Here is a 21,518-nt window from a genome sequence, read left to right as displayed (position 1 = left end):
AAAGCTTCGAAGACGAGAGACTTATGATGGAAATTTTGCGTGGTTCACCTGCACTGTCGGCATTCCGTATTAATAAACTGCTGGCACGATTTCAGGCGGCCAACCTTCCGGTAAGCGCCATATATGCCGAGTATATTCATTTTGCCGATCTGAACGCCCCGCTGAGCGCTGACGATCGCGAGCGCCTGGCGCGACTGCTTAAGTATGGCCCGAGCTTAAACAGCCATACCCCGACCGGTAAATTACTGCTCGTGACCCCTCGCCCTGGCACCATCTCTCCCTGGTCTTCTAAAGCTACCGATATCGCCCATAACTGCGGCCTGGCTCAGGTTGTGCGTCTGGAGCGCGGCGTGGCGTATTATGTTGAAGCCTCGACTCTGACCGAAGCACAGTGGGCCGCGGTGGCGGCGGAACTGCACGACCGCATGATGGAGAGCGTCTTCGACGCGCTGGAAGCGGGCGAAAAGCTGTTCGCTCACCATCAGCCGACGCCGGTGACCAGCGTTGACCTTTTGGGCGAAGGGCGTCAGGCGCTGATTGACGCCAACCTCCGTTTGGGGCTGGCGCTGGCAGATGACGAAATTGACTACCTGCAGGACGCCTTTACCCGTCTGGGACGCAATCCGAACGATATCGAGCTGTATATGTTCGCCCAGGCGAACTCAGAGCACTGTCGTCACAAAATTTTCAACGCCGACTGGATCATCGACGGCGAACAGCAGCCGAAGTCGCTGTTCAAAATGATCAAAAACACCTTCGAAAAAACGCCGGACTACGTCCTGTCGGCCTATAAAGACAACGCCGCGGTGATGGAAGGGTCTGAAGTGGGGCGCTATTTTGCCGACCACCAGACCGGACGCTATGACTTCCATCAGGAGCCGGCGCACATTCTGATGAAGGTGGAAACCCATAACCACCCGACGGCCATCTCCCCATGGCCGGGCGCGGCAACCGGCTCCGGCGGCGAAATCCGCGATGAAGGCGCCACCGGCCGCGGCGCGAAGCCGAAAGCGGGCCTGGTGGGCTTCTCGGTTTCCAACCTGCGCATCCCGGGCTTCGAACAGCCGTGGGAAGAAGATTTCGGCAAGCCGGATCGCATCGTCACCGCCCTGGACATCATGACCGAAGGCCCGCTGGGCGGCGCGGCGTTTAACAACGAATTTGGTCGCCCGGCGCTGAACGGCTACTTCCGCACCTATGAAGAGAAAGTCACCAGCCATAACGGTGAAGAGCTGCGCGGCTACCACAAACCAATCATGCTGGCCGGCGGTATCGGCAACATCCGCGGCGAGCACGTGCAGAAGGGCGAGATTACCGTCGGCGCGAAGCTGATCGTGCTGGGCGGTCCGGCGATGAACATCGGCCTCGGCGGCGGCGCGGCGTCTTCCATGGCCTCCGGCCAGTCCGATGCCGACCTCGATTTCGCCTCCGTCCAGCGTGACAACCCGGAAATGGAGCGTCGCTGTCAGGAAGTGATCGACCGCTGCTGGCAGCTGGGCGACGCCAACCCGATCCTGTTTATCCACGACGTCGGCGCCGGCGGTCTCTCCAACGCCATGCCGGAGCTGGTAAGCGACGGCGGCCGCGGCGGTAAATTCCAGCTGCGCGATATCCTGAGCGATGAGCCAGGCATGAGCCCGCTGGAGATCTGGTGTAACGAATCGCAGGAACGTTATGTCCTGGCGGTCGCCCCGGAGCAACTGCCGCTGTTCGACGAGCTGTGCCGCCGCGAGCGCGCGCCTTATGCGGTTATCGGCGAAGCCACCGCCGAGCAGCACCTGAGCCTGAGCGACAGCCACTTTAACGATCAGCCGATCGATCTGCCGCTGGACGTCCTGCTTGGCAAAACGCCGAAAATGACCCGCGACGTGCAGACCCTGAAAGCCCAGGGCAGCGCGCTGGATCGCCAACCGATTACCATCGCCGATGCGGTTAATCGCGTTCTGCACCTGCCGACGGTGGCCGAGAAAACCTTCCTCGTGACCATCGGCGACCGCACCGTGACCGGCATGGTCGCCCGCGACCAGATGGTCGGCCCGTGGCAGATCCCGGTGGCCAACTGCGCGGTCACCACCGCCAGCCTCGACAGCTACTACGGCGAAGCGATGGCGATGGGCGAGCGCGCCCCGGTTGCTCTGCTGGACTTCGCCGCCTCCGGCCGTCTGGCGGTTGGCGAAGCGCTGACCAATATCGCCGCCACGCAGATTGGCGAGCTGAACCGCGTGAAGCTGTCGGCTAACTGGATGGCCGCCGCCGGCCACCCGGGCGAAGACGCGGGTCTGTATGAGGCGGTGAAAGCGGTGGGCGAAGAGCTGTGCCCGGCGCTGGGCCTGACCATTCCGGTCGGCAAAGACTCAATGTCGATGAAAACCCGCTGGCAGGAAGGCAGCGAGCAGCGTGAGATGACCTCTCCGCTGTCGCTGGTGATCTCCGCCTTCGCTCGTGTCGAAGATGTTCGTCATACCGTCACGCCGCAGCTCTCGACGGAAGATAACGCCCTGCTGCTGATCGACCTCGGTAAAGGGCACAACGCGCTGGGCGCGACGGCGCTGGCGCAGGTCTATCGCCAGCTCGGCGACAAGCCGGCTGACGTGCGCGATGTCGCGCAGCTGAAAGGCTTCTGGGAGGCGATTCAGGCCCTGGTGGCGCAGCGTAAACTGCTGGCCTACCACGACCGCTCCGACGGCGGCCTGCTGGTCACCCTGGCGGAAATGGCCTTTACCGGCCACTGTGGACTGGAAGCGGATATCGCCGCGCTGGGCGACGACCGTCTGGCGGCGCTGTTCAACGAAGAGCTGGGGGCGGTGATTCAGGTCCGCGCCGCAGACCGTGAGGCAGTGGAAGCCATTCTGGCGGTTAACGGCCTGGCGGACTGCGTGCATTACCTCGGTAAAGCGGTCGAGGGCGATCGCTTCGTGCTGACCGCCAGCGGTCAGACGGTGTTTAGCGAAAGCCGCACCACCCTGCGCATGTGGTGGGCGGAAACCACCTGGCAGATGCAGCGTCTGCGCGACAACCCGGCCTGCGCCGATCAGGAGCACGAGGCGAAAGCCAACGACGCCGATCCGGGCCTTAATGTGAAGCTCTCGTTTGATATTAATGACGACGTCGCCGCGCCTTACATTGCCACCGGCGCGCGTCCGAAAGTGGCCGTCCTGCGCGAGCAGGGGGTGAACTCTCACGTTGAAATGGCGGCAGCCTTCCATCGCGCCGGCTTTGACGCCATCGACGTGCATATGAGCGACCTGCTGGCGGGCCGCACCGGTCTGGGCGATTTCCATGCCCTGGTGGCCTGCGGCGGCTTCTCCTACGGCGACGTGCTGGGGGCAGGCGAAGGCTGGGCGAAGTCGATTCTGTTCAACGAGCGCGTGCGCGATGAGTTCGCGACCTTCTTCCATCGTCCGCAGACCCTGGCGCTCGGCGTGTGCAACGGCTGTCAGATGATGTCCAACCTGCGCGAGCTGATCCCGGGCAGCGACCTGTGGCCGCGCTTTGTGCGCAACCAGTCTGACCGCTTTGAAGCGCGCTTCAGCCTGGTGGAAGTGACGCAAAGCCCGTCTCTGCTGCTGGAAGGCATGGTTGGCTCACAGATGCCGATTGCGGTCTCCCACGGCGAAGGGCAGGTGGAAGTGCGCGACAGCGCGCATCTGGCCCAGCTGGAGAGCAAAGGTCTGGTAGCGCTGCGCTTCGTGGACAACTTCGGCAAAGTGACCGAAACCTATCCGGCGAACCCGAACGGTTCCCCGAACGGTATCACCGCGGTGACCAGCGAAAGCGGGCGCGCGACCATCATGATGCCGCACCCGGAACGCGTCTTCCGCACCGTAAGCAACTCCTGGCACCCGGAAAACTGGGGCGAAGACAGCCCGTGGATGCGTATCTTCCGCAACGCGCGTAAACAGCTGGGTTAATCTTCCCGAAGCGTGTCTCGCGAACGTATCGGCCCCCTGCTCAGGCAGGGGGCTTTTTTTTATCTGTGACGGCCGGCACGCCAGGGTGTCGGGAATCACCGACAACTGGCATATTGCGGTGTCGCCAAAAGGCGACACTTAAGTTATTGATTTAAATGATAAGTAACCTGGGGCATATTTAGTGTCGTTAATCGGCGACATCATGGATGAAAAGTATACAGCGCTGGAATGGTTGGGTTTTATGGTGAAAGTCATATATATCAACGTGTTAATAAAATGTTTTGAAAGATGGCATAGTTCATGCATAATATTAACCAGTGGCTCATTCACCTTCTTATGTCAGCCCCTTCGGGACGCGCTACATAAACTTCGAATGACGCACAAACAGGTGCCTGCCGTCCAACTCCTGATAACAGCCTGGCTTTATCAGACATCGGGCGAAACGTCGAGTAAGGCACCGCCTCATTTCTCAACAAAGCCAGGCCTTGCGCCTGGCTTTGTTGTTTCTGCGGCGCCGTGGCGACGGGTATCGCTTTTCTCCGCCGCGCTCCTCAGTTAGCATCGACCAGAGCTAATGATTGAGACCACACCCTTGAAGCGACTCTCTCTTTTTCCCCGTTCGCTGCGTCAGCTGGTGACGCTCTCCTTTGTGCTGATCCTGCTGCCGTTGCTGGTGCTGGCCTGGCAGGCCTGGCAGAGCCTCAATGCCCTCAGCGCCCAGGCGGCGCATATCAACCGCACTACGCTGGTCGATGCCCGCCGCAGCGAGGCGATGATCAATGCCGCGCTGGAGATGGAGCGCAGCTATCGCCAGTACTGCGTGCTGGACGATCCGACGCTGGCGCGCGTCTATCAAAACCAGCGGCAGCGCTACAGCCAGATGCTGGACGCGCACGCCGGCGTGCTGCCGGACGAGAAGCTCTGGCAGGCGCTGCGCCAGGATGTCAGCGATCTGGCGCAGCTGCAGTGTAACAACAGCGGTCCCGACGCCCAGGCCGCCGCCAGACTGGAAGTGTTCGCCAGTAATAACAGCGACATGGTCCAGGCGACCCGGGCGGTGGTCTATTCCCGCGGCCAGCAGCTGCAGCAGGAGATTGCCGAGCGCGGCCAGTTTTTCGGCTGGCAGGCGCTGGTGCTGTTTCTGCTGAGCCTGGCGCTGGTGCTGCTTTTTACCCGCATGATCATCGGCCCGGTGAAAGGCATCGAAAGAATGATCAACCAGCTGGGGGCAGGGAAGTCGCCGGACGACGCGGCATTGTTTACCGGCCCGCGCGAGCTGCGCTCGGTGGGCAAGCGCATTATCTGGCTCAGCGAGCGCCTGGCATGGCTGGAGTCGCAGCGGCATCAGTTTCTTCGCCATCTGTCGCATGAGCTGAAAACCCCGCTGGCCAGTATGCGTGAAGGCACCGAGCTGTTGGCCGACCGTGTCGCCGGGCCGCTGACGCCGGAGCAGCAGGAGATCGTCGAGATCCTCGACAGCAGCAGCCGCAACCTGCAAAAGCTGATTGAACAGCTGCTGGACTACAACCGCAAACAGGCCGACGGCCCGGTAGCCCGGGAAGAAGTGGACCTGGTGGAGCTGGTGGAAAACGTCGTGGCGGCGCACAGTTTGCCCGCGCGGGCTAAACTGATGCATACCGAGCTGGCGCTGCGGGCGCGGCATTGTCTGGCAGAGCCTGCGCTATTGATAAGCGTAATGGATAATCTCTACTCCAATGCGGTGCACTATGGCGCTGAATCCGGTAACATTCGTATCCATAGCTACCGGCACGGAGAGCAGGTGCGTATTGATGTCGCCAATAGCGGCGAACCGATCCCGGCCGCGGAAAAGAATATGATTTTTGAGCCCTTTTACCAGGGGAGTCACCAGCGTAAAGGGGCCGTGAAAGGCAGTGGGCTGGGGTTAAGCATCGCCCGCGACTGCGTCCGTCAGATGCAAGGGGAGCTCAGTCTGGTTGACGCCCCCGCCGGGCAGGTCTGTTTTCGCATTACGCTTCCCTCAGCGCCGGAATAATCCAACTAATGAATCGATATCGGGGAACTATGTCCCAATTCCTGGCCTGGCGCCGTTCCCTTAGCGGATGGCTGCTCTCAGGCATTGCTTGTCTGACGCTGGCGGGGTGTTCCGCCGGCTTTTCGCCGCATAGTGCGGAAGGTGCCGCCGCCCCCGGGCAGGCGCAGCATCAGGTGGCCGATTTTGTCGCGGTGGACTGCGCCGATATCTGGGCGCACAGCAGCGATGCCAGCGACAAAAACCCCCTCTACTGGCTGCGGGGCATTGACTGCGCCGATCGTCTCGCGCCGGCGCAGGCGCGAGCGGAGGCGAAACGCCATACCGACGACAGCTGGCAGGACGCGTTCCGCCGCGGCATTCTGCTTGCCGATGCCAAAATTACCCCTGACGAGCGCCGCGAGCTGGTGGCGCGTCTCGACACCTTCAGCCCGCAAATCGCCGTTCAGGTCCGCCCGCTGTATCAGCTCTGGCGCGACGGGCAGGCCCGTCAGCTGCAGCTGGTGGAGGAGCGAGCCCGCTACGCGAAGCTTCAGCAGTCCAGCGATAGCGAGCTGGAGACGTTGCGCCAGCAGGAGCAGTCGCTGCGCGAACAGCTGGAGCTGACCACCCGTAAGCTGGAGAATCTGACGGATATTGAACGCCAGCTCTCCAGCCGCAAGCCGGGCGGCAATTTCGGCAGCGAAAAAGTGCCGGAGGTGATCCATGACGATCCGTAAACCGGCGCGTTTGCTGCTGGTGGATGACGATCCGGGGCTGCTGAAGCTGCTGGGCATGCGCCTGGTCAGCGAAGGCTATAGCGTGGCCACCGCCGAGAGCGGCCCGGAAGCGCTGCGCGTGCTGGGGCGTGAGAAGGTGGATCTGGTGATTAGCGATCTGCGGATGGATGAAATGGACGGTCTGCAGCTGTTCAGTGAGATCCAGAAGGGGCAGCCCGGCATGCCGGTGATCATTCTCACCGCCCATGGCTCGATCCCCGACGCGGTGGCGGCCACCCAGCAGGGCGTCTTCAGCTTCCTGACTAAGCCGGTTGATAAAGACGCCTTGTATCAAGCCATTGATGAGGCGCTGGAGCAGCGCTCGCCAGCCACCGACGAAGCCTGGCGTCAGGCCATTGTCACCCGCAGCCCGCTGATGCTGCGCCTGCTCGAGCAGGCCGGGATGGTGGCGCAATCCGACGTTAGCGTGCTGATTAACGGCCAGAGCGGGACCGGGAAGGAGATAGTCGCCCAGGCGATCCACAACGCCAGCCCGCGTCATGACAAGCCGTTCGTGGCGATTAACTGCGGCGCGTTGCCGGAACAGCTGCTCGAGTCCGAACTGTTCGGCCATGCGCGGGGCGCCTTTACCGGCGCGGTCAGCAACCGAGAAGGGTTATTCCAGGCCGCCGAAGGCGGTACGCTGTTTCTCGATGAGATTGGCGATATGCCGGTCGCCCTGCAGGTGAAGCTGCTGCGCGTCCTGCAGGAGCGTAAGGTACGCCCGCTCGGCAGCAACCGCGATATCGAGATCAACGTGCGGATCATCTCCGCCACCCACCGCGACCTGCCGAAGGCGATGGCTCGCGGCGAGTTTCGCGAAGATCTGTTCTATCGCCTCAATGTGGTTAACCTGAAGATCCCGCCGCTCTCCGAACGCACGGAAGATATTCCGCTGTTGGCCAATCATCTGCTGCGTCAGTCCGCCGATCGCCATAAGCCGTTCGTGCGGGCGTTTTCCAGCGATGCGATGAAGCGGCTGATGGCCGCCAACTGGCCGGGCAATGTGCGCCAGCTGGTGAACGTGATTGAGCAGTGCGTGGCCCTGACCTCGTCGCCGGTGATCGGCGATGCGCTGGTGGAGCAGGCGCTGGAGGGCGAGAACACCGCCCTGCCGACCTTCGTGGAGGCGCGCAATCAGTTTGAGCTGAACTACCTGCGCAAGCTGCTGCAGATTACCAGGGGCAACGTTACCCACGCCGCGCGGATGGCTGGACGCAACCGCACTGAATTCTATAAGCTGCTGTCGCGCCATGAGCTCGACGCCAACGACTTTAAAGAGTAGCTCCGCAACATAGCGCAAGTTATGATACGGTAAGCAACCGGTTACGCGACTAAGACAGGAACACCATGAAAAAGATTGATGCGATTATTAAACCTTTCAAACTGGATGACGTGCGTGAAGCGCTGGCCGAAGTCGGCATCACCGGGATGACGGTAACGGAAGTGAAAGGCTTTGGCCGCCAGAAAGGGCACACCGAACTCTACCGCGGCGCGGAGTATATGGTCGATTTTCTGCCGAAAGTGAAAATTGAAATCGTGGTGACCGACGATATCGTCGATACCTGTGTGGATACCATCATCCGTACCGCGCAGACCGGCAAAATCGGTGACGGTAAAATCTTTGTCTTTGATGTCGCGCGCGTGATTCGTATCCGTACCGGCGAAGAAGACGACGCGGCGATTTAACGCTCGCCGCTCGCTGCAGTATTGCCGGGTGGCGCTGCGCTTACCCGGCCTACAAATCCCCGCGTCGTCGGGGCTTACAGCACCTTATGCGGCCCGAAGCATTCGTAATGAATGTTGCCGCTGCTCACGCCCAGATCTACCAGCTGCTTCGCGGCAAACTGCATAAACGCCACCGGGCCGCAGAGATAGAACTGCATCTCCGGGTCGCGAAGGGTTTCCGCCACCGCCGCTAAATCCATCAAACCTTCGCTATCAAAACGTCCTGCCTGACGGTCGGCCTCGCTCGGGTTGCGATACCAGACGTGAGCGGTAAACGCCGGCAGCGCCGCGCCGAGCGCCTGTACTTCATCCGCAAAGGCATGGACTTCGCCATTTTCCGCCGCATGGAACCAGTTCACCTGACCCTGATGGCGGCTTTTCGCCAGCGCATCCAGCATCGCCAGCATCGGCGTTTGCCCGACGCCGCCGGAGAGCAGAGTGACCGGCGTCTGCGGTTCAACGGTAAGGAAGAAGTCCCCGGCCGGCGCCGCGAGATAGACCACATCGCCTTCGCTGGCATGGTTATGCAGCCAGCTGGAAACCTGGCCGCCTTCTTCGCGTTTAACCGCGATGCGGTAGCCCTTGCCGTCCGCTTTGCGGGTCAGGGAGTACTGGCGAATTTCCTGATATTCGAAATCTTCCGGCTTCAGCCAGATGGCCAGATACTGGCCAGGCTGGTAATCGGCGACCGGCTGGCCGTCGACCGGCTCGAGCTCAAAGCTGGTGATAAGCTGGCTGCGCGGGGTTTTCTTCACGATGCGGAACGCGCGGGTCCCTTCCCAGCCGCCGGTTTTACTGGCGTTTTGCTGATAGATCTCGGCTTCGCGGCCGATAAAGACGTTCGCCAGCACGCCGTAAGCTTTCCCCCAGGCATCAAGGACTTCCTGACCCGGGCTGAACATTTCATCGAGGGTCGCCAGCAGATGGCTGCCCACGATGTTGTACTGCTCCGGTTTGATCTGGAAACTGGTGTGTTTCTGGGCGATTTTTTCCACCGCCGGCAGCAGGGCGGGCAGGTTATCGATATTGCTGGCGTAGGCAGCAATGGCGTTGAACAACGCTTCTCGCTGGTCGCCGTTGCGCTGGTTGCTCATATTGAAGATCTCTTTGAGCTCCGGGTTATGCGCAAACATACGATCGTAGAAATGGGCGGTTAATTTTGGTCCAGTCTCTACCAGCAGGGGGATGGTGGCTTTGACCGTAGCGATGGTTTGAGCGTCGAGCATAGCGTGCTTCCTTGTGTGTTACTTTAATGATGTATTTTAAATGCATCTTAAGGAAATAACCCTGCGTTGTAAATGGTTCTTTAACACTTTCCGCCGTTGCAGTTACAACATGAAGAATTTGCATCACAATCCTGAAAAGAAATCCGTTGATACTGAGAGAGGCGTTATTGCTCAAAGCCTTGTGTCATGCGGAGCCAAACGTTTGCGTAAAATCCTTTGTCAAGACCTGTTATCACAGAATGATTCGGTTATACTGTGGGCCGTTGTCCAATCGGACCGCCTTTTTAGGCCGAAATTTTATTGTTAGCTGAGTCAGGAGATGCGGATGTTAAAGCGTGAAATGAACATTGCCGATTATGATGCCGAACTGTGGCAGGCTATGGAGCAGGAAAAAGTACGTCAGGAAGAGCACATCGAACTGATCGCCTCCGAAAACTACACCAGTCCGCGCGTGATGCAAGCGCAGGGCTCTCAGCTGACCAACAAATATGCTGAAGGATATCCGGGCAAGCGTTACTACGGCGGCTGCGAATATTTCGACGTGGTTGAGCAGCTGGCTATCGACCGCGCGAAAGAGCTGTTCGGCGCTGACTATGCTAACGTCCAGCCGCACTCCGGCTCCCAGGCTAACTTTGCCGTTTACACCGCGCTGCTGCAGCCGGGCGATACCGTGCTGGGGATGAACCTGGCGCAGGGCGGCCACCTGACTCACGGCTCTCCGGTTAACTTCTCCGGCAAACTGTACAACATCATCCCTTACGGTATTGATGAGTCCGGCAAAATTGACTATGACGACATGGCGAAGCAGGCTCAGGAACATAAACCGAAGATGATCATCGGTGGTTTCTCCGCTTACTCCGGTATCGTTGACTGGGCAAAAATGCGTGAAATCGCTGACAGCATCGGCGCATACCTGTTTGTCGATATGGCGCACGTGGCAGGCCTGATTGCCGCTGGCGTGTATCCGAACCCGGTTCCGCATGCTCACGTCGTGACCACCACCACCCACAAAACCCTGGCCGGTCCGCGCGGCGGCCTGATCCTGGCGAAAGGCGGTAGCGAAGAGCTGTACAAGAAACTGAACTCTGCGGTATTCCCAAGCGCGCAGGGCGGCCCGCTGATGCACGTTATCGCAGCGAAAGCGGTGGCGCTGAAAGAAGCGATGGAGCCAGAGTTTAAAGTTTACCAGCAGCAGGTTGCGAAAAACGCCAAAGCAATGGTGGAAGTGTTCCTGAACCGCGGCTACAAAGTGGTGTCTGGCGGTACTGAGAACCATCTGTTCCTGCTGGACCTGGTGGATAAAAACCTGACCGGTAAAGAAGCTGACGCTGCCCTGGGCCGCGCCAACATCACCGTCAACAAAAACAGCGTGCCGAACGATCCGAAGAGCCCGTTCGTAACCTCCGGTATCCGTATCGGTTCTCCGGCAGTGACTCGCCGCGGCTTTAAAGAAGCGGAAGTCAAAGAGCTGGCTGGCTGGATGTGTGATGTGCTGGACAATATCAATGACGACGCGGTCATTGAGCGCGTGAAAGGCAAAGTCCTGGATATCTGCGCCCGCTTCCCGGTTTATGCGTAAGCGTTAGCGTTGACATCAAAAAGGCCGCGTTTGCGGCCTTTTTTGCGTCTGGAGATTAGCGGCGGTCGAGCGAAATCGCTCCGGGGCCGGTTACCGCCAGCAGCAGGAAAGCGCCGGCGATGCTGACGTTTTTCCAGAAGTTAATCATGTTCGGCAATACCGCATCGCCAGTCATATCCCAGTAGTGATGGCCAATCACCGCGGTGCCCAGGGTGTAGAAGATAAAGATGACCGCCAGCGGGCGGGTGAAAAAGCCCAGCACAATTAAAATGGCGGCAGGCACTTCCATAATGACGGCGATAATCGCCGCCAGGGTCGGCATCGGCGCGCCGGAGGCGGCCATGTACTGCACCGTACCGTCAAAGCCCAGCAGTTTGGGGTAGCCAAAAAGAATAAACAGAACTACCACGGCGATGCGGGCGATAAGCAGTAGCAGAGAGCGGGATGCGCCAAAATCAAAATAGCGGAGTGTGTTCATAATCAGCTCGTTATGAGAGAAGTGTCCTTTAAACGTAATACACGTTTTTGCTTCCCGCCACGTTAGTCCTGGCAACATCCCCGGTCCGCTGAACAACGAAATTACCGCATTTTTAACGGGACGTTTTCATCGCATAGCGTTTCGGCATTCACCGCTTGACCACTCTGGATGAGCTTGCGTAGCGTGCGGATCTCGCGACCGTGATTGAGGGTGACCGCGCCGGTTAACACGCCGTCGCGCAGCTGGAACCAGATCGCTTTGCGATCGGCGGGCGCTCCCCGACACCACCACTTTTCGCCCTGCATATCGCCAATAAACTGCAGGTTATCTTCGTACTGATCGGTCCAGAACCAGCCTGGCGCCCTGGCGGGGCGTGGTTTGCCAAGCATGGCCGCAGCGGCAATCTGCGCCTGGATATTAGCATTTTCCCAGCTCTCGACACGCGACAGCGAACCATCTGATTGCCGCGTCAGCGTGACGTCGCCGGCGGCAAAAATAGCCGGGTCCGAGGTCCTGCCGTCGGCATCCACGACGATGCCATTGTCGGTCTCCAGCCCGGCGCGGCGCGCGAGAGCATCGTTAGCCACGATGCCAATGCCATATACGACCGTCCCGGCGCGCAGGGTTTCGCCACTCTGTAAAGTGAGGGAGAGGTGGGTTCCCTGTTCCGCCTGTTCGATGGCGCTGTTCAACAGCACCCGTACCCCGGCCTGGCGATGGCGGGCCAGCAGGTAATCGCGGACCGGCGGCGGGGCGTTGCGACCCATCACCGTCGATGCCTGCTCCACCACCGTGACGCGACAGCCGCGCTGAATAGCGCTGGCGGCCAACTCCAGGCCGATGGTGCCTGCGCCGATGATAACCACCTCGCTCCCTGGCTGCAGCGCCGCGCGCAGACGCGCAGCATCGCCGGCGTGTCGCAGGGTCAGGCAACGTTCCCCCAGCGCGTCGAGCAGCGGCAGCGGCCTGGCGGCGGCTCCGGTCGCCAGCAGCAGTTGTCGCCAGTGAAAGACGCGATTGTCTGCCAGCGTCAGGCTCTGCGCCTGACGATCGATATCGCGCAGCGTCACACCGAGATGCAGCTGGACGTTGTTGTCCTGCCACCAGCTGGCGGGGAGCACCGGCTGTCGCTGTGGATCTGCATCCAGCAGCATCGCTTTCGACAGCGGCGGGCGCTCATAGGGTAAATGGGGTTCATCAGAAAACAGGTGCAGGGGACCCTGGTAACCCTGCTGGCGGAGGGCCGCGGCGGCCATCGCCCCGGCCTGTCCACCGCCGATAATGGCAATCATCGGTTCGCTCATCATCACTCCTTACAGGTTTAGTCCGGCGGCGACATGGCGGATCCCGCGGATCCCCAGCCCGCCATCGGCATTGATCATCACCCCGCTCAGCGTCCGATTATTACGTCGGGAAGCCAGCATGACGTACGGGCCGGTGAAATCGACCGGTTCGGGGAAAAACTGCAGTGGCAGGATGGCGGCGATCTTCTCCGCCGTTAGGGAGTGCATTATCGTGGTGTCGCTTTGCCCCAGCGCCTGCGGGCCGCGCAGATCGGTCGCCATCCCGCAGGGGCCAACGCCGTTGACCCGCACCTTCGGCGCCAGCTCGTAGGCCAGCTGGCGAATTAAGCCGGTCGCCGCATGTTTGCTGGCGGTGTAGAGCGGGCCGCCGCCGCCCGGATACCAGGCCGCGTTGGAGAGGGTCAGAATAATGCTGCCTTCGCTGGCGATTAATGCCGGGGCGCAGGCCTTGGCGCCGAGCAGATAGCCCAGCACGTTGACGTTGAACAGCTCATGGAAGCCATTCTCCAGCGCCTCCGCCGGGGTGTCCATCAGGGAGGCGTTATGATCCCAGATACCGGCGTTGCCGATAAAACAGTCCAGACGGCCATAGGTGGTGAGGATCTGATCCACTGCGCGCTGATAATCACCGTAGCGGGTTACGCTGCCTTCCACCGCCAGCACCCGATCGCCAAAGCGCTGGCGCAGGCTGGCGACTTTCGCGCCGGACAGTTCGAGGGTCGCGACCTTCGCCCCCTCGTCAATAAAGCGCTCAACCAGCGCCAGACCCAGGCCGGAACCGCCGCCGGTAATCAACACCATGTTATCGCGTAAATCGCTCATCAGGCCTCCTCAGGAATATCAATAAACACCTCACCGCCTTCCACGTGCACCGTATAGGTGGTCAGCGGCTCGGTGGCGGGCAGACACAGCGCTTTGCCGGTTTTCAGGCAGAAACTGGCGGCGTGTAGTGGACATTCCACCGTCGCGTCGTCTTCCAGGTAGCCTTCGGACATCGACGCGTTGCCATGGCTGCAGCGATCGTTAACGGCATAAAACGCTCCGCCAATATGGAACAGGGCAATAACGGGAGAGGTCTCCAGGCGGAGGGCTTCCCCCTCCGGCAGCTCAACGGTGGAGCAGGCGAATATTCGATTCATCAGAAGAGTACGCTCAGGTTGTGGGACGCGATCACTGCCTGATCGAGCACGATCTCTCTTGCCGTCAGGCGCCACTCGCCGCCAGGCAGACGGCGGACGGTGTCCCTCCGCGTGCCGACGTAGCAGGTCTCGTCACGCTCCTTTTGTGCGCGATATAGCAGATAGTTAAGGCGCACGGCGAAGCGATCCGGTTGTCCGGTTTCGCTGATCTGCAGGTTGTTAATCAGATGGCGGGTGCGGGATGGCGGCTCCTCTGCCCATGCCATGCCGGTCTCCAGGCGAGCAATCCGGCGCTCAAGCTGGTCTTTGTTGTCATTAAAGATCCAGGTGGTCGGTGGCTGGACCCCTTTGCGACGGTCGCGGGTCTGGGCGTTGACGGTCGTGCGCATGGTGTAGCGGATCTCGTCGTCCAGCTGCGTCAGCCAGTCGCGAAACTGCCAGTCGTCCAGCAGACGCGCCTCCTCGTAGAGGAACTGGCTGATGCGGTAGTGCAGTTCAGCAGAGACTAAGGCGCTCATTTCATCACCTCCTGCTGGTAAGCGGCGGTTTTTTCCTGCACTTCCTGCCACGTTTCGCTGCTTAACAGATCGGCCCAGCGCTGGTACATACCGCGGGCGGCAGTTTCGGAAAAGATATAGTTGGTTATCCCGGGAATGCCGTCTGTGCGGCGTTTTTCCTCGCCTAATCCCATCTCCAGGCACAGGCTGGTGTGACGCGCCCGGTGTCCTTTCAGCAGTTTTTGAATTTCACACCAGTTTTCCGAGTCATCCTGCTCGAGGAAACCAGCCGGACCAAAGGCGCGCGTGGCGCTGTTTTCGAACGCCGCTTTGACCTCATCGGAGGCGGCTTTATCGGTGAGACAGAATGCCCAGACCTCAACCCGATCCGGTCCTCGCGGGTGCCAGACGCGCAGCGTGGCGGTACCGTTTAGCCACGAGAGGGTCGGGAAGATGTTATTGTGACCTGCGAGGCGCAGGGCGCGGACGGTGCCCAGCCGCTGCTCGGCTTCGGCAAAGGTATCGCGGTAATAGCGGGAGACCTCGCCGTCGACCCAGACGTTAGCGTCCGGCTGTTCGGTGAAGAAAAAGCCGCTGCCGTGCCCCTCCTTACCAAACTGCAGCGCGTCTTTGGCAGTCTCCCACACCGGACGGGCGGTCTGTCCTTCGCCCAGGCGCTTTTCACTGCCATCATCTTTCGCGCCCAGCACCTGCACCGCCGAGGCGTGGCTGAACAGCGCGTGATACTGGTCGCTGGCGAACTGCTCGGCGGGGAATTTCCAGTTGCAGTCGATGGTCCACTTCTGTACGCCGCCAACGATCTCGGTCCCGCCTTCACGACGGTCGAGGACGCCGTCAAGATACCAGGCCATATCGCCCAGATAGTCACGCAGCGTGGGGGCTGTAGGATCCCAGTTGGCGAAAATAAGGCCTTTGTAACTTTCCACACACGGGACTTCATTGAGCCCCCAGTGGGACTTGCACAGCCCCTGCGGGTAGGCGCGCGGCTCGAGCGGGACGTCGATCAGCTCGCCGTCGATGCCATAAGACCAGCCGTGATAGGGGCAGGTGAAGGCTCGGGTATTGCCGCAGTCGGCGTAGCTCACGCGCATCGCGCGGTGACGACATTGATTTAAAAAGGCTTTAATGCTGCCGTCCTTTTGGCGGACCACCACCACGGCATCTTCACCCATGTACGTGTTAAAGAAATCCCCTGCCCGCGGGATCTGGCTTTCATGGGCCAGAAACAGCCAGCAGCGGCCAAAGATCCGCTCCAGCTCAAGCTGATAGATCTCAGGGTCGGTATAGATCCGTGGGGTGACGCGACCGTTTTGCGGGTCGACCAGTTGGTAGACATCGGTTTTCATTTTGATGGTCATTTTTTTCATCCTGTGGGGTAAGAGGTATTGACCTTCTCTTTTTTGTGTCATCCTTATGTTGCTTGTGGGTTATCAATGTGTGAAATAGTTAATTTCTACCAGCTGAGATGTTTTATCGATAACAAGGAGGGGTTGATGGAATTGAGGCACCTGCGCTATTTCGTCGCGGTGGCGCAGGAACTAAACTTCACCCGCGCGGCAGAAAAACTGCATACCTCGCAGCCTTCGCTGAGCAGTCAAATTCGCGATCTGGAACAGTGCGTCGGCGTGTCGTTGCTTGAGCGCGACAAACGCAAGGTGACGCTGACGGCGGCGGGGGAGTGTTTTCTGCAGGATGCGAAGGCGATACTCGACCAGGCAGAGAGTGCCAAAATGCGCGCGCGAAAAATCGTCCAGCACGATAACCACCTGGCGATTGGTTTTGTTCCGTCGGCCGAAGTCAATTTGCTGCCCGGCGTTCTGCCCTTGTTTCGCCGCAAACAACCGAATACCCGGGTTGAGCTGGTCAGTCTTATCACCACCGAGCAGGAAGATAAAATTCGCAGCGGTGAACTGGATATCGGACTGATGCGCCAACCGATCTACAGTCCGGAAATTGACTATCTTGAGTTGCTCCACGAACCGCTGGTGGTGGTGCTGCCGGTAGATCATCCGCTGGCGAAAGCAGAGAAGGTGAGCGCCAGCCAGCTGGACGGCGTTGATTTTGTCAGCACTGACCCGGCGTACTCTGGGGCGCTGGCGCCGATCGTCCAGGCGTGGTTCGAACAGCAAAAAAGCCAGCCGCGTATTGTCCAGGTGGCGACCAATATTCTGGTGACCATGAATCTGGTGGGGATGGGGCTCGGGGTGACTTTGATACCCGGTTATATGAATCATTTTAATACTGGCCGGGTGGTTTTTCGTCCTATCGCCGGCAATGCCCCGACCATTGCGCTGCTGATGGCATGGAAAAAAGGCACCATCAAGCCGGCGCTGGCCGATTTTATCGCCACGGCCAGAGAGCATGCGGCTGCAGGATAATCTCCTGTCTTTAGCGGACCGCTGACGGGCGGCGGCGCCTGAACGTCGGTCGTGAGCTGTGATGAACTTCACGATTTTAACGCAAACTTTCAGGGTTATGTCTGTCAGCCTGTCTGGCCTGTCATCCTACGCCATGGCTAACTCCAACGCCTCGGGCACTGCGTTTCAGCCGCGGTATCCGCCGGAATGCCATTTTTTCCGCCAGGGGCATCGCCCGGAGAACGAGGCACCGTGGTGAATAAACCGCCTTTTTCCGCTTTCTGCCTGACTTGCGTCCGCCGGGGTTTATCGCCAGACTGTCGCCACCATTCGGGAGGAAATCATGGTCTTGCACTCCACGCGCTGGCTGGCGCTCAGTTACTTCACCTACTTTTTTAGCTACGGTATTTTTCTGCCCTTCTGGAGCGTCTGGCTGGCCGGTAACGGACTGACCCCGGAAACCATCGGCATCTTGCTCGGCGCCGGTCTGGTAGCCCGTTTTCTCGGCAGCCTGCTGATCGCCCCGCGGGTGAGCGACCCCTCCCGGCTGATCGCCGCGCTGCGCGTGCTGGCGCTGTTAACCTTGCTCTTCGCGCTGGCCTTCTGGGCCGGCAGCCATGTCGCATGGCTGCTGGCGATCATTGTGGGCTTCAATCTGTTCTTTTCGCCGCTGGTGCCGCTGACGGATGCCCTGGCCAATACCTGGCAAAAGCAAATCACCATGGACTATGGCCGGGTGCGGCTATGGGGCTCCATCGCCTTTGTGATTGGTTCGGCGCTGACCGGCAAGCTGGTGAGCCTGTTTGATTACCGGGCGATCCTGCTGATGCTCAGCCTGGGCGTCGCCTCGATGCTGCTCGGCATGCTGCTGAAACCGTCGGTGATGCCCGAGGGGGCGTCGCGCCAGCAGCAGGGGGCCGGGCTGGCGGCCTGGCTGACGCTGGTGCGCCAGAGCTGGCGCTTTCTCGCCTGCGTTTGCCTGCTGCAGGGGGCGCACGCCGCCTACTACGGCTTTAGCGCCATTTACTGGCAGCAGGCAGGCTATTCGGCCTCGGCGGTGGGCTATTTGTGGTCGCTAGGCGTGGTGGCGGAAGTGGTGATCTTCGCGCTGAGTAAAAAGGTGTTCCGCCGCTTCAGCGCGCGGGATCTGCTGCTGCTCTCTGCCCTGTGCGGGCTGGTCCGCTGGACGCTGATGGGCTGGACCACGGCGCTGCCGGGGCTTATCCTCGCGCAGATCCTTCACTGCGGCACCTTTACGGTGTGTCATCTGGCGGCGATGCGCTATATCGCCGCCCGCCAGGGCAGCGAAGTGATCCGCCTGCAGGCCGTCTACTCCGCGGTGGCGATGGGCGGCAGTATTGCCATCATGACCGTCTTCGCCGGCTTCCTCTACCAGCACCTGCACCAGGGCGTGTTCTGGGTGATGGCGCTGCTGACCATCCCGGCGCTGGCTATCCGGCCAAAAACGGTGGCGGCCTAGTCTTCGAGCATCGCGCAGATATGCTGCTGCTGGCGTTCAGTGAAGCAGTTCTCCGCGTGGATCAGCGGCGGTGAAAACAGCGGCAGCGCCGTCGCATAGGGGGTGACGATAAGCGTCACCCCTTTGGGCGCCCCCTCTTTCTGAAAGCGCTCTACGCTCTGGTATTTGATGTTCAGCGGCAGCAGCGTCAGTTCGCGCAACTGCTGCTCCAGGGCCGCCTCCATATCCGGATTATCATCGGTCAGCAGCAGGACCTGCTTCTCATGCAGGTCGCTTTTCTGCATCAGCCAGGCGCCAAAGATCACCGCAATTAAGCCGGTCTCTTCCTCATTAAAACGGACGTGCCAGGCCTCTTCGAATTCGCTCAATGCCGCCTGGGTGGTACGCAGTAAGCGAGGATAGAGCCGACTCACTTCCTCTGTGAGCGTGTTATCGATGCCGATAGCAAACACGCTGCGGATCAACGCCTGCGACAAGTGAATATAAAGCTGATCGCTCAGCCCCTGCTCGTCACTGAACGACCTGCCGGCGAGCATCTGGAAGCGGTGGATCAGGCCGGAAATAGCCAGCCGCAGGCGTCGATCCTGCGGGTGACCATCGCGAAGCGGATCGGGGGTTTTGAGCATCATAAACAGCAGCGAGAGGAAAAAAGGCTCTCCGACATGCGGCGTCGCGCCGACCCGACGCTGCCAGTGGCGGACAATCTCCTGCGCCAGCGTGAACTCGGCGGCGGTCTGCGCCCAGCGTTGCTGTTCATCATTGAAGTCGGGTGAATATCCCCGGTGATGCTCAAGCAGACAGTACTGCAGGTACAGGCGCAGAAACTGAACGTCCCGGCAGTCGAACTGGCGATTGAGCGCTCGCGCGCAGCGGTTCACCAGCGCCTGCAGGTTAGTATCATCGTACAGAGTACGGGCGATGCCTTCCTGTTTAAGCTGCGTTTTCAGCGCCGGGGTAAAATGATGGTTAACGAACTGCGGGCACAGGCGCAGGCCCCGCCGCAGCGCATGCAGCAGGCATAAACGTTGGTCGAGCGCGGCGCCTTCAATCCGATAGCTGCCGTCCACCTGCGACCGAAGGGTCAGGCGGTGGTAACGCTGAATTTCGCGTCCGGTCTCCTCAATATCCTGCCGGGCCGTGGTCTCATCAACGAGGTTGATTCTGCCAAGCCGTTCAGTCGTTACCGACTGTCCGGGCAGATAAAACATCAGGAGCACCTGGCTACGGCGCTGTGGACTGGAAAGCGCAGATGGTGGTTCAATGACGGTCATCATCTGGTAAGTTCCAGTTAGGGTTTCCGCTAAGAATAGACAATGACAGCGGCGGGGGCAGGGAAGTGCGCCCGCTTTAGCTCAGGATTGCTGGCGAAGTTCACAGAATTTTTCACGTGAGGAACAGATGAACAGAGTGAAACAATGCACCAGCGCGGCGTTTTTCATGGTTTTATCATGGACAGCCGCCGCGCATCCGCATAGCTTCATCAGTTTGCAGAGCGAGCCGGTGGTCAAAGACGGCCTGCTGAGCGGGTTTAAAATGCGCTGGACGATGGATGAAATCACCTCATCGGATCTGCTCTACGACGCCGGAAACGCGAAACCGGGCAGCGAAATATGGAAAAAACTGGCGGCGGAGGTGATGGCCAACGTGCTCGGCCAGCACTATTTCAGCGAGCTGTGGCACAACGGCCAGCGGGTGAAATTTGAAAATCGCCCCGACGGCTACGGTCTTGAGCGCGACGGCCTGCAGGCGGTACTGACCTTCACCCTGCCGCTGGCGACGCCGCAACCCGTTGCCGGACAGACATTTACCTTTTCCACTTTCGACCCAACCTACTATGTCGACATGTTTTATGACAAAGATAGCGATTTTTCCCTGCCCGCAGGGCTGCAGGCCGACTGTAAGGCAACGGTAATGACGCCAAAACCGAATGACAAAATGCTCTCATACGCCCAGTCGCTGGATAAAGCGGATGCGCCGCCGGAGGATATGGCGCTGGGCAGCTATTTTGCCCAGAAGGTGACCCTGACATGTCAGTAATTTTTACCCCGCGCACGCGCGCGTCGCGCTGGAAAGCGCTGTGGCCGTTGGCGCTACTGCTGGCCGTGAGCGTCACGGGCGGCTTCTGGCTGTGGCAGGCCTGGCCGCAGGTGCTGATGCAGAGCGCGGTCTGGCAGCGCGCGCTCAATCTGGAGCTCAGCCGCCTGCTGCAGGCGGTGGCGGAGAACCCGGCGGCGGCGGGGCTGTCGCTGCTTGGGTTCAGCTTCGTTTACGGGGTGCTCCATGCCTTAGGGCCCGGCCACGGCAAAATTGTCATTACCACCTGGCTTGCCACCCATCCTTCGAAGTTGAAATCGAGTATTAACCTGACGCTGGCCGCCTCTTTATTGCAGGGGCTGGTGGCTATCGCGCTGGTGGTAGTGGTGCTGGCGCTGCTGCAGCTGCCGGCGCGCCAGCTGCATCTCAGTAGTTTCTGGCTGGAGAAGGGGAGCTATTTGCTGGTGGGCGCGTTAGGTCTGCTGCTCTGCTGGCGGGCGCTGAAAAAGCTGCGTCTGCTGCTGAGCCGGCCAACGTTTACCGCGTTTACCCCGCATCATGTTCATAACGAACATTGCGGCTGCGGGCATCAGCATCTCCCGGCCCCGGAGCAGCTGCAGGCCGGCGACGACTGGCGGGCTCGGTCCGTGATTGTCCTGTCGATGGGCATGCGTCCCTGCTCGGGGGCGATCATGGTTCTGCTGTTCAGCAAGGTGATCGGGGTGTTCAACTGGGGGATGGCGGCGGCGCTGGCGATGGCGGCAGGGACCTCATTGACTATCACGGCGCTGGCGCTGCTGGTGCATAGTTTTCGCCAGCTGGCGGTGAAGCTGGGTCGGCATCAGGCGCCGCCGCTGTGGCGCCAGGTGGGCTGGCTGACGCTGGCGCTGGCCGGCGGCGTGGCGCTGCTGGTGGCCGCTGTCGTGATGTGGAGTAGCGCGATCGCGCCAGGTGGCGGTTTGCGGCCGTTTTAGAACATAAAAAAAGGAAGCCGC

At 60.2% G+C, this 21,518-nt stretch carries 18 protein-coding genes; 10 read left to right on the top strand and 8 right to left on the bottom strand.

The genetic code is table 11. From position 1 onward, the window contains the following. Positions 1-23 precede the first annotated feature (23 nt). The 5 genes from purL to glnB all read left to right on the top strand — a co-directional run bounded on the left by purL (position 24) and on the right by glnB (position 8,369). Positions 24-3,911: a phosphoribosylformylglycinamidine synthase gene (gene purL / locus ABLX76_RS11660; RefSeq protein ID WP_289552732.1), complete on the top strand. Its 3,888-nt coding sequence runs from the start codon at positions 24-26 to the stop codon at positions 3,909-3,911. A 592-nt stretch (positions 3,912-4,503) separates the two neighbouring features. Further along, positions 4,504-5,925 carry a HAMP domain-containing sensor histidine kinase gene (locus ABLX76_RS11655; RefSeq protein ID WP_087776076.1) on the top strand — a complete coding sequence of 474 codons (1,422 nt, stop codon included), beginning with the start codon at positions 4,504-4,506 and terminating at the stop codon, positions 5,923-5,925. Between the two features lie 29 nt (positions 5,926-5,954). After that, positions 5,955-6,641, top strand: a complete 687-nt coding sequence (qseG, locus tag ABLX76_RS11650; protein WP_023290659.1) for a two-component system QseEF-associated lipoprotein QseG — start codon at positions 5,955-5,957, stop codon at positions 6,639-6,641. After that, on the top strand, positions 6,628-7,965 hold the full coding sequence (glrR, locus tag ABLX76_RS11645; protein ID WP_232689648.1) for a two-component system response regulator GlrR: 1,338 nt from the start codon (positions 6,628-6,630) through the stop codon (positions 7,963-7,965). The genes qseG and glrR overlap by 14 nt, the downstream gene beginning before the upstream one ends. Before the next feature lie 65 nt (positions 7,966-8,030). Next, positions 8,031-8,369 carry a nitrogen regulatory protein P-II gene (gene glnB, locus ABLX76_RS11640; protein ID WP_002914032.1) on the top strand — a complete coding sequence of 113 codons (339 nt, stop codon included), beginning with the start codon at positions 8,031-8,033 and terminating at the stop codon, positions 8,367-8,369. Positions 8,370-8,443: 74 nt separating this feature from the next. Here the strand turns inward: glnB and hmpA are convergent, their stop codons facing one another. After that, positions 8,444-9,634, bottom strand: coding sequence for an NO-inducible flavohemoprotein (gene hmpA / locus ABLX76_RS11635; protein WP_348874538.1), 1,191 nt, complete (start codon positions 9,632-9,634; stop codon positions 8,444-8,446). Positions 9,635-9,959: 325 nt separating this feature from the next. On the opposite strand from hmpA, the gene glyA reads away from it, so the two are divergent. Further along, positions 9,960-11,213: a serine hydroxymethyltransferase gene (gene glyA / locus ABLX76_RS11630; protein WP_348874537.1), complete on the top strand. Its 1,254-nt coding sequence runs from the start codon at positions 9,960-9,962 to the stop codon at positions 11,211-11,213. Between the two features lie 55 nt (positions 11,214-11,268). Here the strand turns inward: glyA and ABLX76_RS11625 are convergent, their stop codons facing one another. The 6 genes from ABLX76_RS11625 to hcaE form a co-directional block, all read right to left on the bottom strand. Then, a complete protein-coding gene (locus ABLX76_RS11625; RefSeq protein WP_023290656.1) occupies positions 11,269-11,691 on the bottom strand; it encodes a DoxX family protein in 423 nt (140 codons plus the stop codon). A 101-nt stretch (positions 11,692-11,792) separates the two neighbouring features. Next, the gene (gene hcaD, locus ABLX76_RS11620) at positions 11,793-12,995 is read right to left on the bottom strand and encodes a phenylpropionate dioxygenase ferredoxin reductase subunit (RefSeq protein ID WP_243806664.1); all 1,203 of its coding nucleotides are present in this window, start codon (positions 12,993-12,995) and stop codon (positions 11,793-11,795) included. 9 nt (positions 12,996-13,004) lie between these two features. After that, positions 13,005-13,817, bottom strand: a complete 813-nt coding sequence (hcaB, locus tag ABLX76_RS11615; RefSeq protein ID WP_080901520.1) for a 3-phenylpropionate-dihydrodiol/cinnamic acid-dihydrodiol dehydrogenase — start codon at positions 13,815-13,817, stop codon at positions 13,005-13,007. After that, positions 13,817-14,134: a 3-phenylpropionate/cinnamic acid dioxygenase ferredoxin subunit gene (gene hcaC / locus ABLX76_RS11610; protein WP_044524356.1), complete on the bottom strand. Its 318-nt coding sequence runs from the start codon at positions 14,132-14,134 to the stop codon at positions 13,817-13,819. The genes hcaB and hcaC overlap by 1 nt, the downstream gene beginning before the upstream one ends. After that, complete coding sequence (hcaF, locus tag ABLX76_RS11605) at positions 14,134-14,652, bottom strand: 3-phenylpropionate/cinnamic acid dioxygenase subunit beta (RefSeq protein ID WP_023290652.1); 519 nt, start codon at positions 14,650-14,652, stop codon at positions 14,134-14,136. Before hcaF ends, hcaC begins: the two co-directional genes overlap by 1 nt. Continuing rightward, positions 14,649-16,010: a 3-phenylpropionate/cinnamic acid dioxygenase subunit alpha gene (gene hcaE / locus ABLX76_RS11600; RefSeq protein WP_348874536.1), complete on the bottom strand. Its 1,362-nt coding sequence runs from the start codon at positions 16,008-16,010 to the stop codon at positions 14,649-14,651. Before hcaE ends, hcaF begins: the two co-directional genes overlap by 4 nt. A 135-nt stretch (positions 16,011-16,145) precedes the next feature. On the opposite strand from hcaE, the gene hcaR reads away from it, so the two are divergent. Together hcaR and ABLX76_RS11590 are read left to right on the top strand one after the other, a co-directional pair. After that, on the top strand, positions 16,146-17,030 hold the full coding sequence (gene hcaR, locus ABLX76_RS11595; RefSeq protein WP_086075126.1) for a DNA-binding transcriptional regulator HcaR: 885 nt from the start codon (positions 16,146-16,148) through the stop codon (positions 17,028-17,030). Between the two features lie 322 nt (positions 17,031-17,352). Further along, positions 17,353-18,489 carry a 3-phenylpropionate MFS transporter gene (locus ABLX76_RS11590; RefSeq protein WP_048336304.1) on the top strand — a complete coding sequence of 379 codons (1,137 nt, stop codon included), beginning with the start codon at positions 17,353-17,355 and terminating at the stop codon, positions 18,487-18,489. Here the strand turns inward: ABLX76_RS11590 and csiE are convergent. Further along, on the bottom strand, positions 18,486-19,763 hold the full coding sequence (gene csiE, locus ABLX76_RS11585; protein ID WP_023290648.1) for a stationary phase inducible protein CsiE: 1,278 nt from the start codon (positions 19,761-19,763) through the stop codon (positions 18,486-18,488). The two genes, ABLX76_RS11590 and csiE, sit on opposite strands and share 4 nt — an antisense overlap. A gap of 124 nt (positions 19,764-19,887) precedes the next feature. Here csiE and ABLX76_RS11580 point away from each other — a divergent pair, with 124 nt between their 5' ends. After that, positions 19,888-20,526: a DUF1007 family protein gene (locus ABLX76_RS11580; protein WP_101978397.1), complete on the top strand. Its 639-nt coding sequence runs from the start codon at positions 19,888-19,890 to the stop codon at positions 20,524-20,526. Next, the gene (locus tag ABLX76_RS11575) at positions 20,517-21,497 is read left to right on the top strand and encodes a nickel/cobalt transporter (RefSeq protein WP_060590176.1); all 981 of its coding nucleotides are present in this window, start codon (positions 20,517-20,519) and stop codon (positions 21,495-21,497) included. Before ABLX76_RS11580 ends, ABLX76_RS11575 begins: the two co-directional genes overlap by 10 nt. Positions 21,498-21,518: the final 21 nt, after the last annotated feature.

The organism is Klebsiella sp. JB_Kp004, from assembly GCF_040065795.1.
In the GTDB taxonomy this organism is placed as follows: Bacteria; Pseudomonadota; Gammaproteobacteria; order Enterobacterales; family Enterobacteriaceae; genus Klebsiella; species Klebsiella quasipneumoniae.
This window is presented reverse-complemented; position numbering and strand designations above follow the sequence as displayed.

Bases quoted from the DNA above. Each gene is read 5' to 3' on its own strand.
- ABLX76_RS11590 (WP_048336304.1), top strand. From the start codon at position 17,353: ATGGTCTTGCACTCCACGCGCTGGCTGGCGCTCAGTTACTTCACCTAC.
- hcaB (WP_080901520.1), bottom strand. From the start codon at position 13,817: ATGAGCGATTTACGCGATAACATGGTGTTGATTACCGGCGGCGGTTCC.
- ABLX76_RS11625 (WP_023290656.1), bottom strand. From the start codon at position 11,691: ATGAACACACTCCGCTATTTTGATTTTGGCGCATCCCGCTCTCTGCTA.
- qseG (WP_023290659.1), top strand. From the start codon at position 5,955: ATGTCCCAATTCCTGGCCTGGCGCCGTTCCCTTAGCGGATGGCTGCTC.
- hcaF (WP_023290652.1), bottom strand. From the start codon at position 14,652: ATGAGCGCCTTAGTCTCTGCTGAACTGCACTACCGCATCAGCCAGTTC.
- hmpA (WP_348874538.1), bottom strand. From the start codon at position 9,634: ATGCTCGACGCTCAAACCATCGCTACGGTCAAAGCCACCATCCCCCTG.
- ABLX76_RS11580 (WP_101978397.1), top strand. From the start codon at position 19,888: ATGAACAGAGTGAAACAATGCACCAGCGCGGCGTTTTTCATGGTTTTA.
- hcaC (WP_044524356.1), bottom strand. From the start codon at position 14,134: ATGAATCGAATATTCGCCTGCTCCACCGTTGAGCTGCCGGAGGGGGAA.
- glyA (WP_348874537.1), top strand. From the start codon at position 9,960: ATGTTAAAGCGTGAAATGAACATTGCCGATTATGATGCCGAACTGTGG.
- hcaE (WP_348874536.1), bottom strand. From the start codon at position 16,010: ATGACCATCAAAATGAAAACCGATGTCTACCAACTGGTCGACCCGCAA.
- glrR (WP_232689648.1), top strand. From the start codon at position 6,628: ATGACGATCCGTAAACCGGCGCGTTTGCTGCTGGTGGATGACGATCCG.
- csiE (WP_023290648.1), bottom strand. From the start codon at position 19,763: ATGATGACCGTCATTGAACCACCATCTGCGCTTTCCAGTCCACAGCGC.
- glnB (WP_002914032.1), top strand. From the start codon at position 8,031: ATGAAAAAGATTGATGCGATTATTAAACCTTTCAAACTGGATGACGTG.
- hcaD (WP_243806664.1), bottom strand. From the start codon at position 12,995: ATGAGCGAACCGATGATTGCCATTATCGGCGGTGGACAGGCCGGGGCG.
- hcaR (WP_086075126.1), top strand. From the start codon at position 16,146: ATGGAATTGAGGCACCTGCGCTATTTCGTCGCGGTGGCGCAGGAACTA.
- ABLX76_RS11575 (WP_060590176.1), top strand. From the start codon at position 20,517: ATGTCAGTAATTTTTACCCCGCGCACGCGCGCGTCGCGCTGGAAAGCG.
- purL (WP_289552732.1), top strand. From the start codon at position 24: ATGATGGAAATTTTGCGTGGTTCACCTGCACTGTCGGCATTCCGTATT.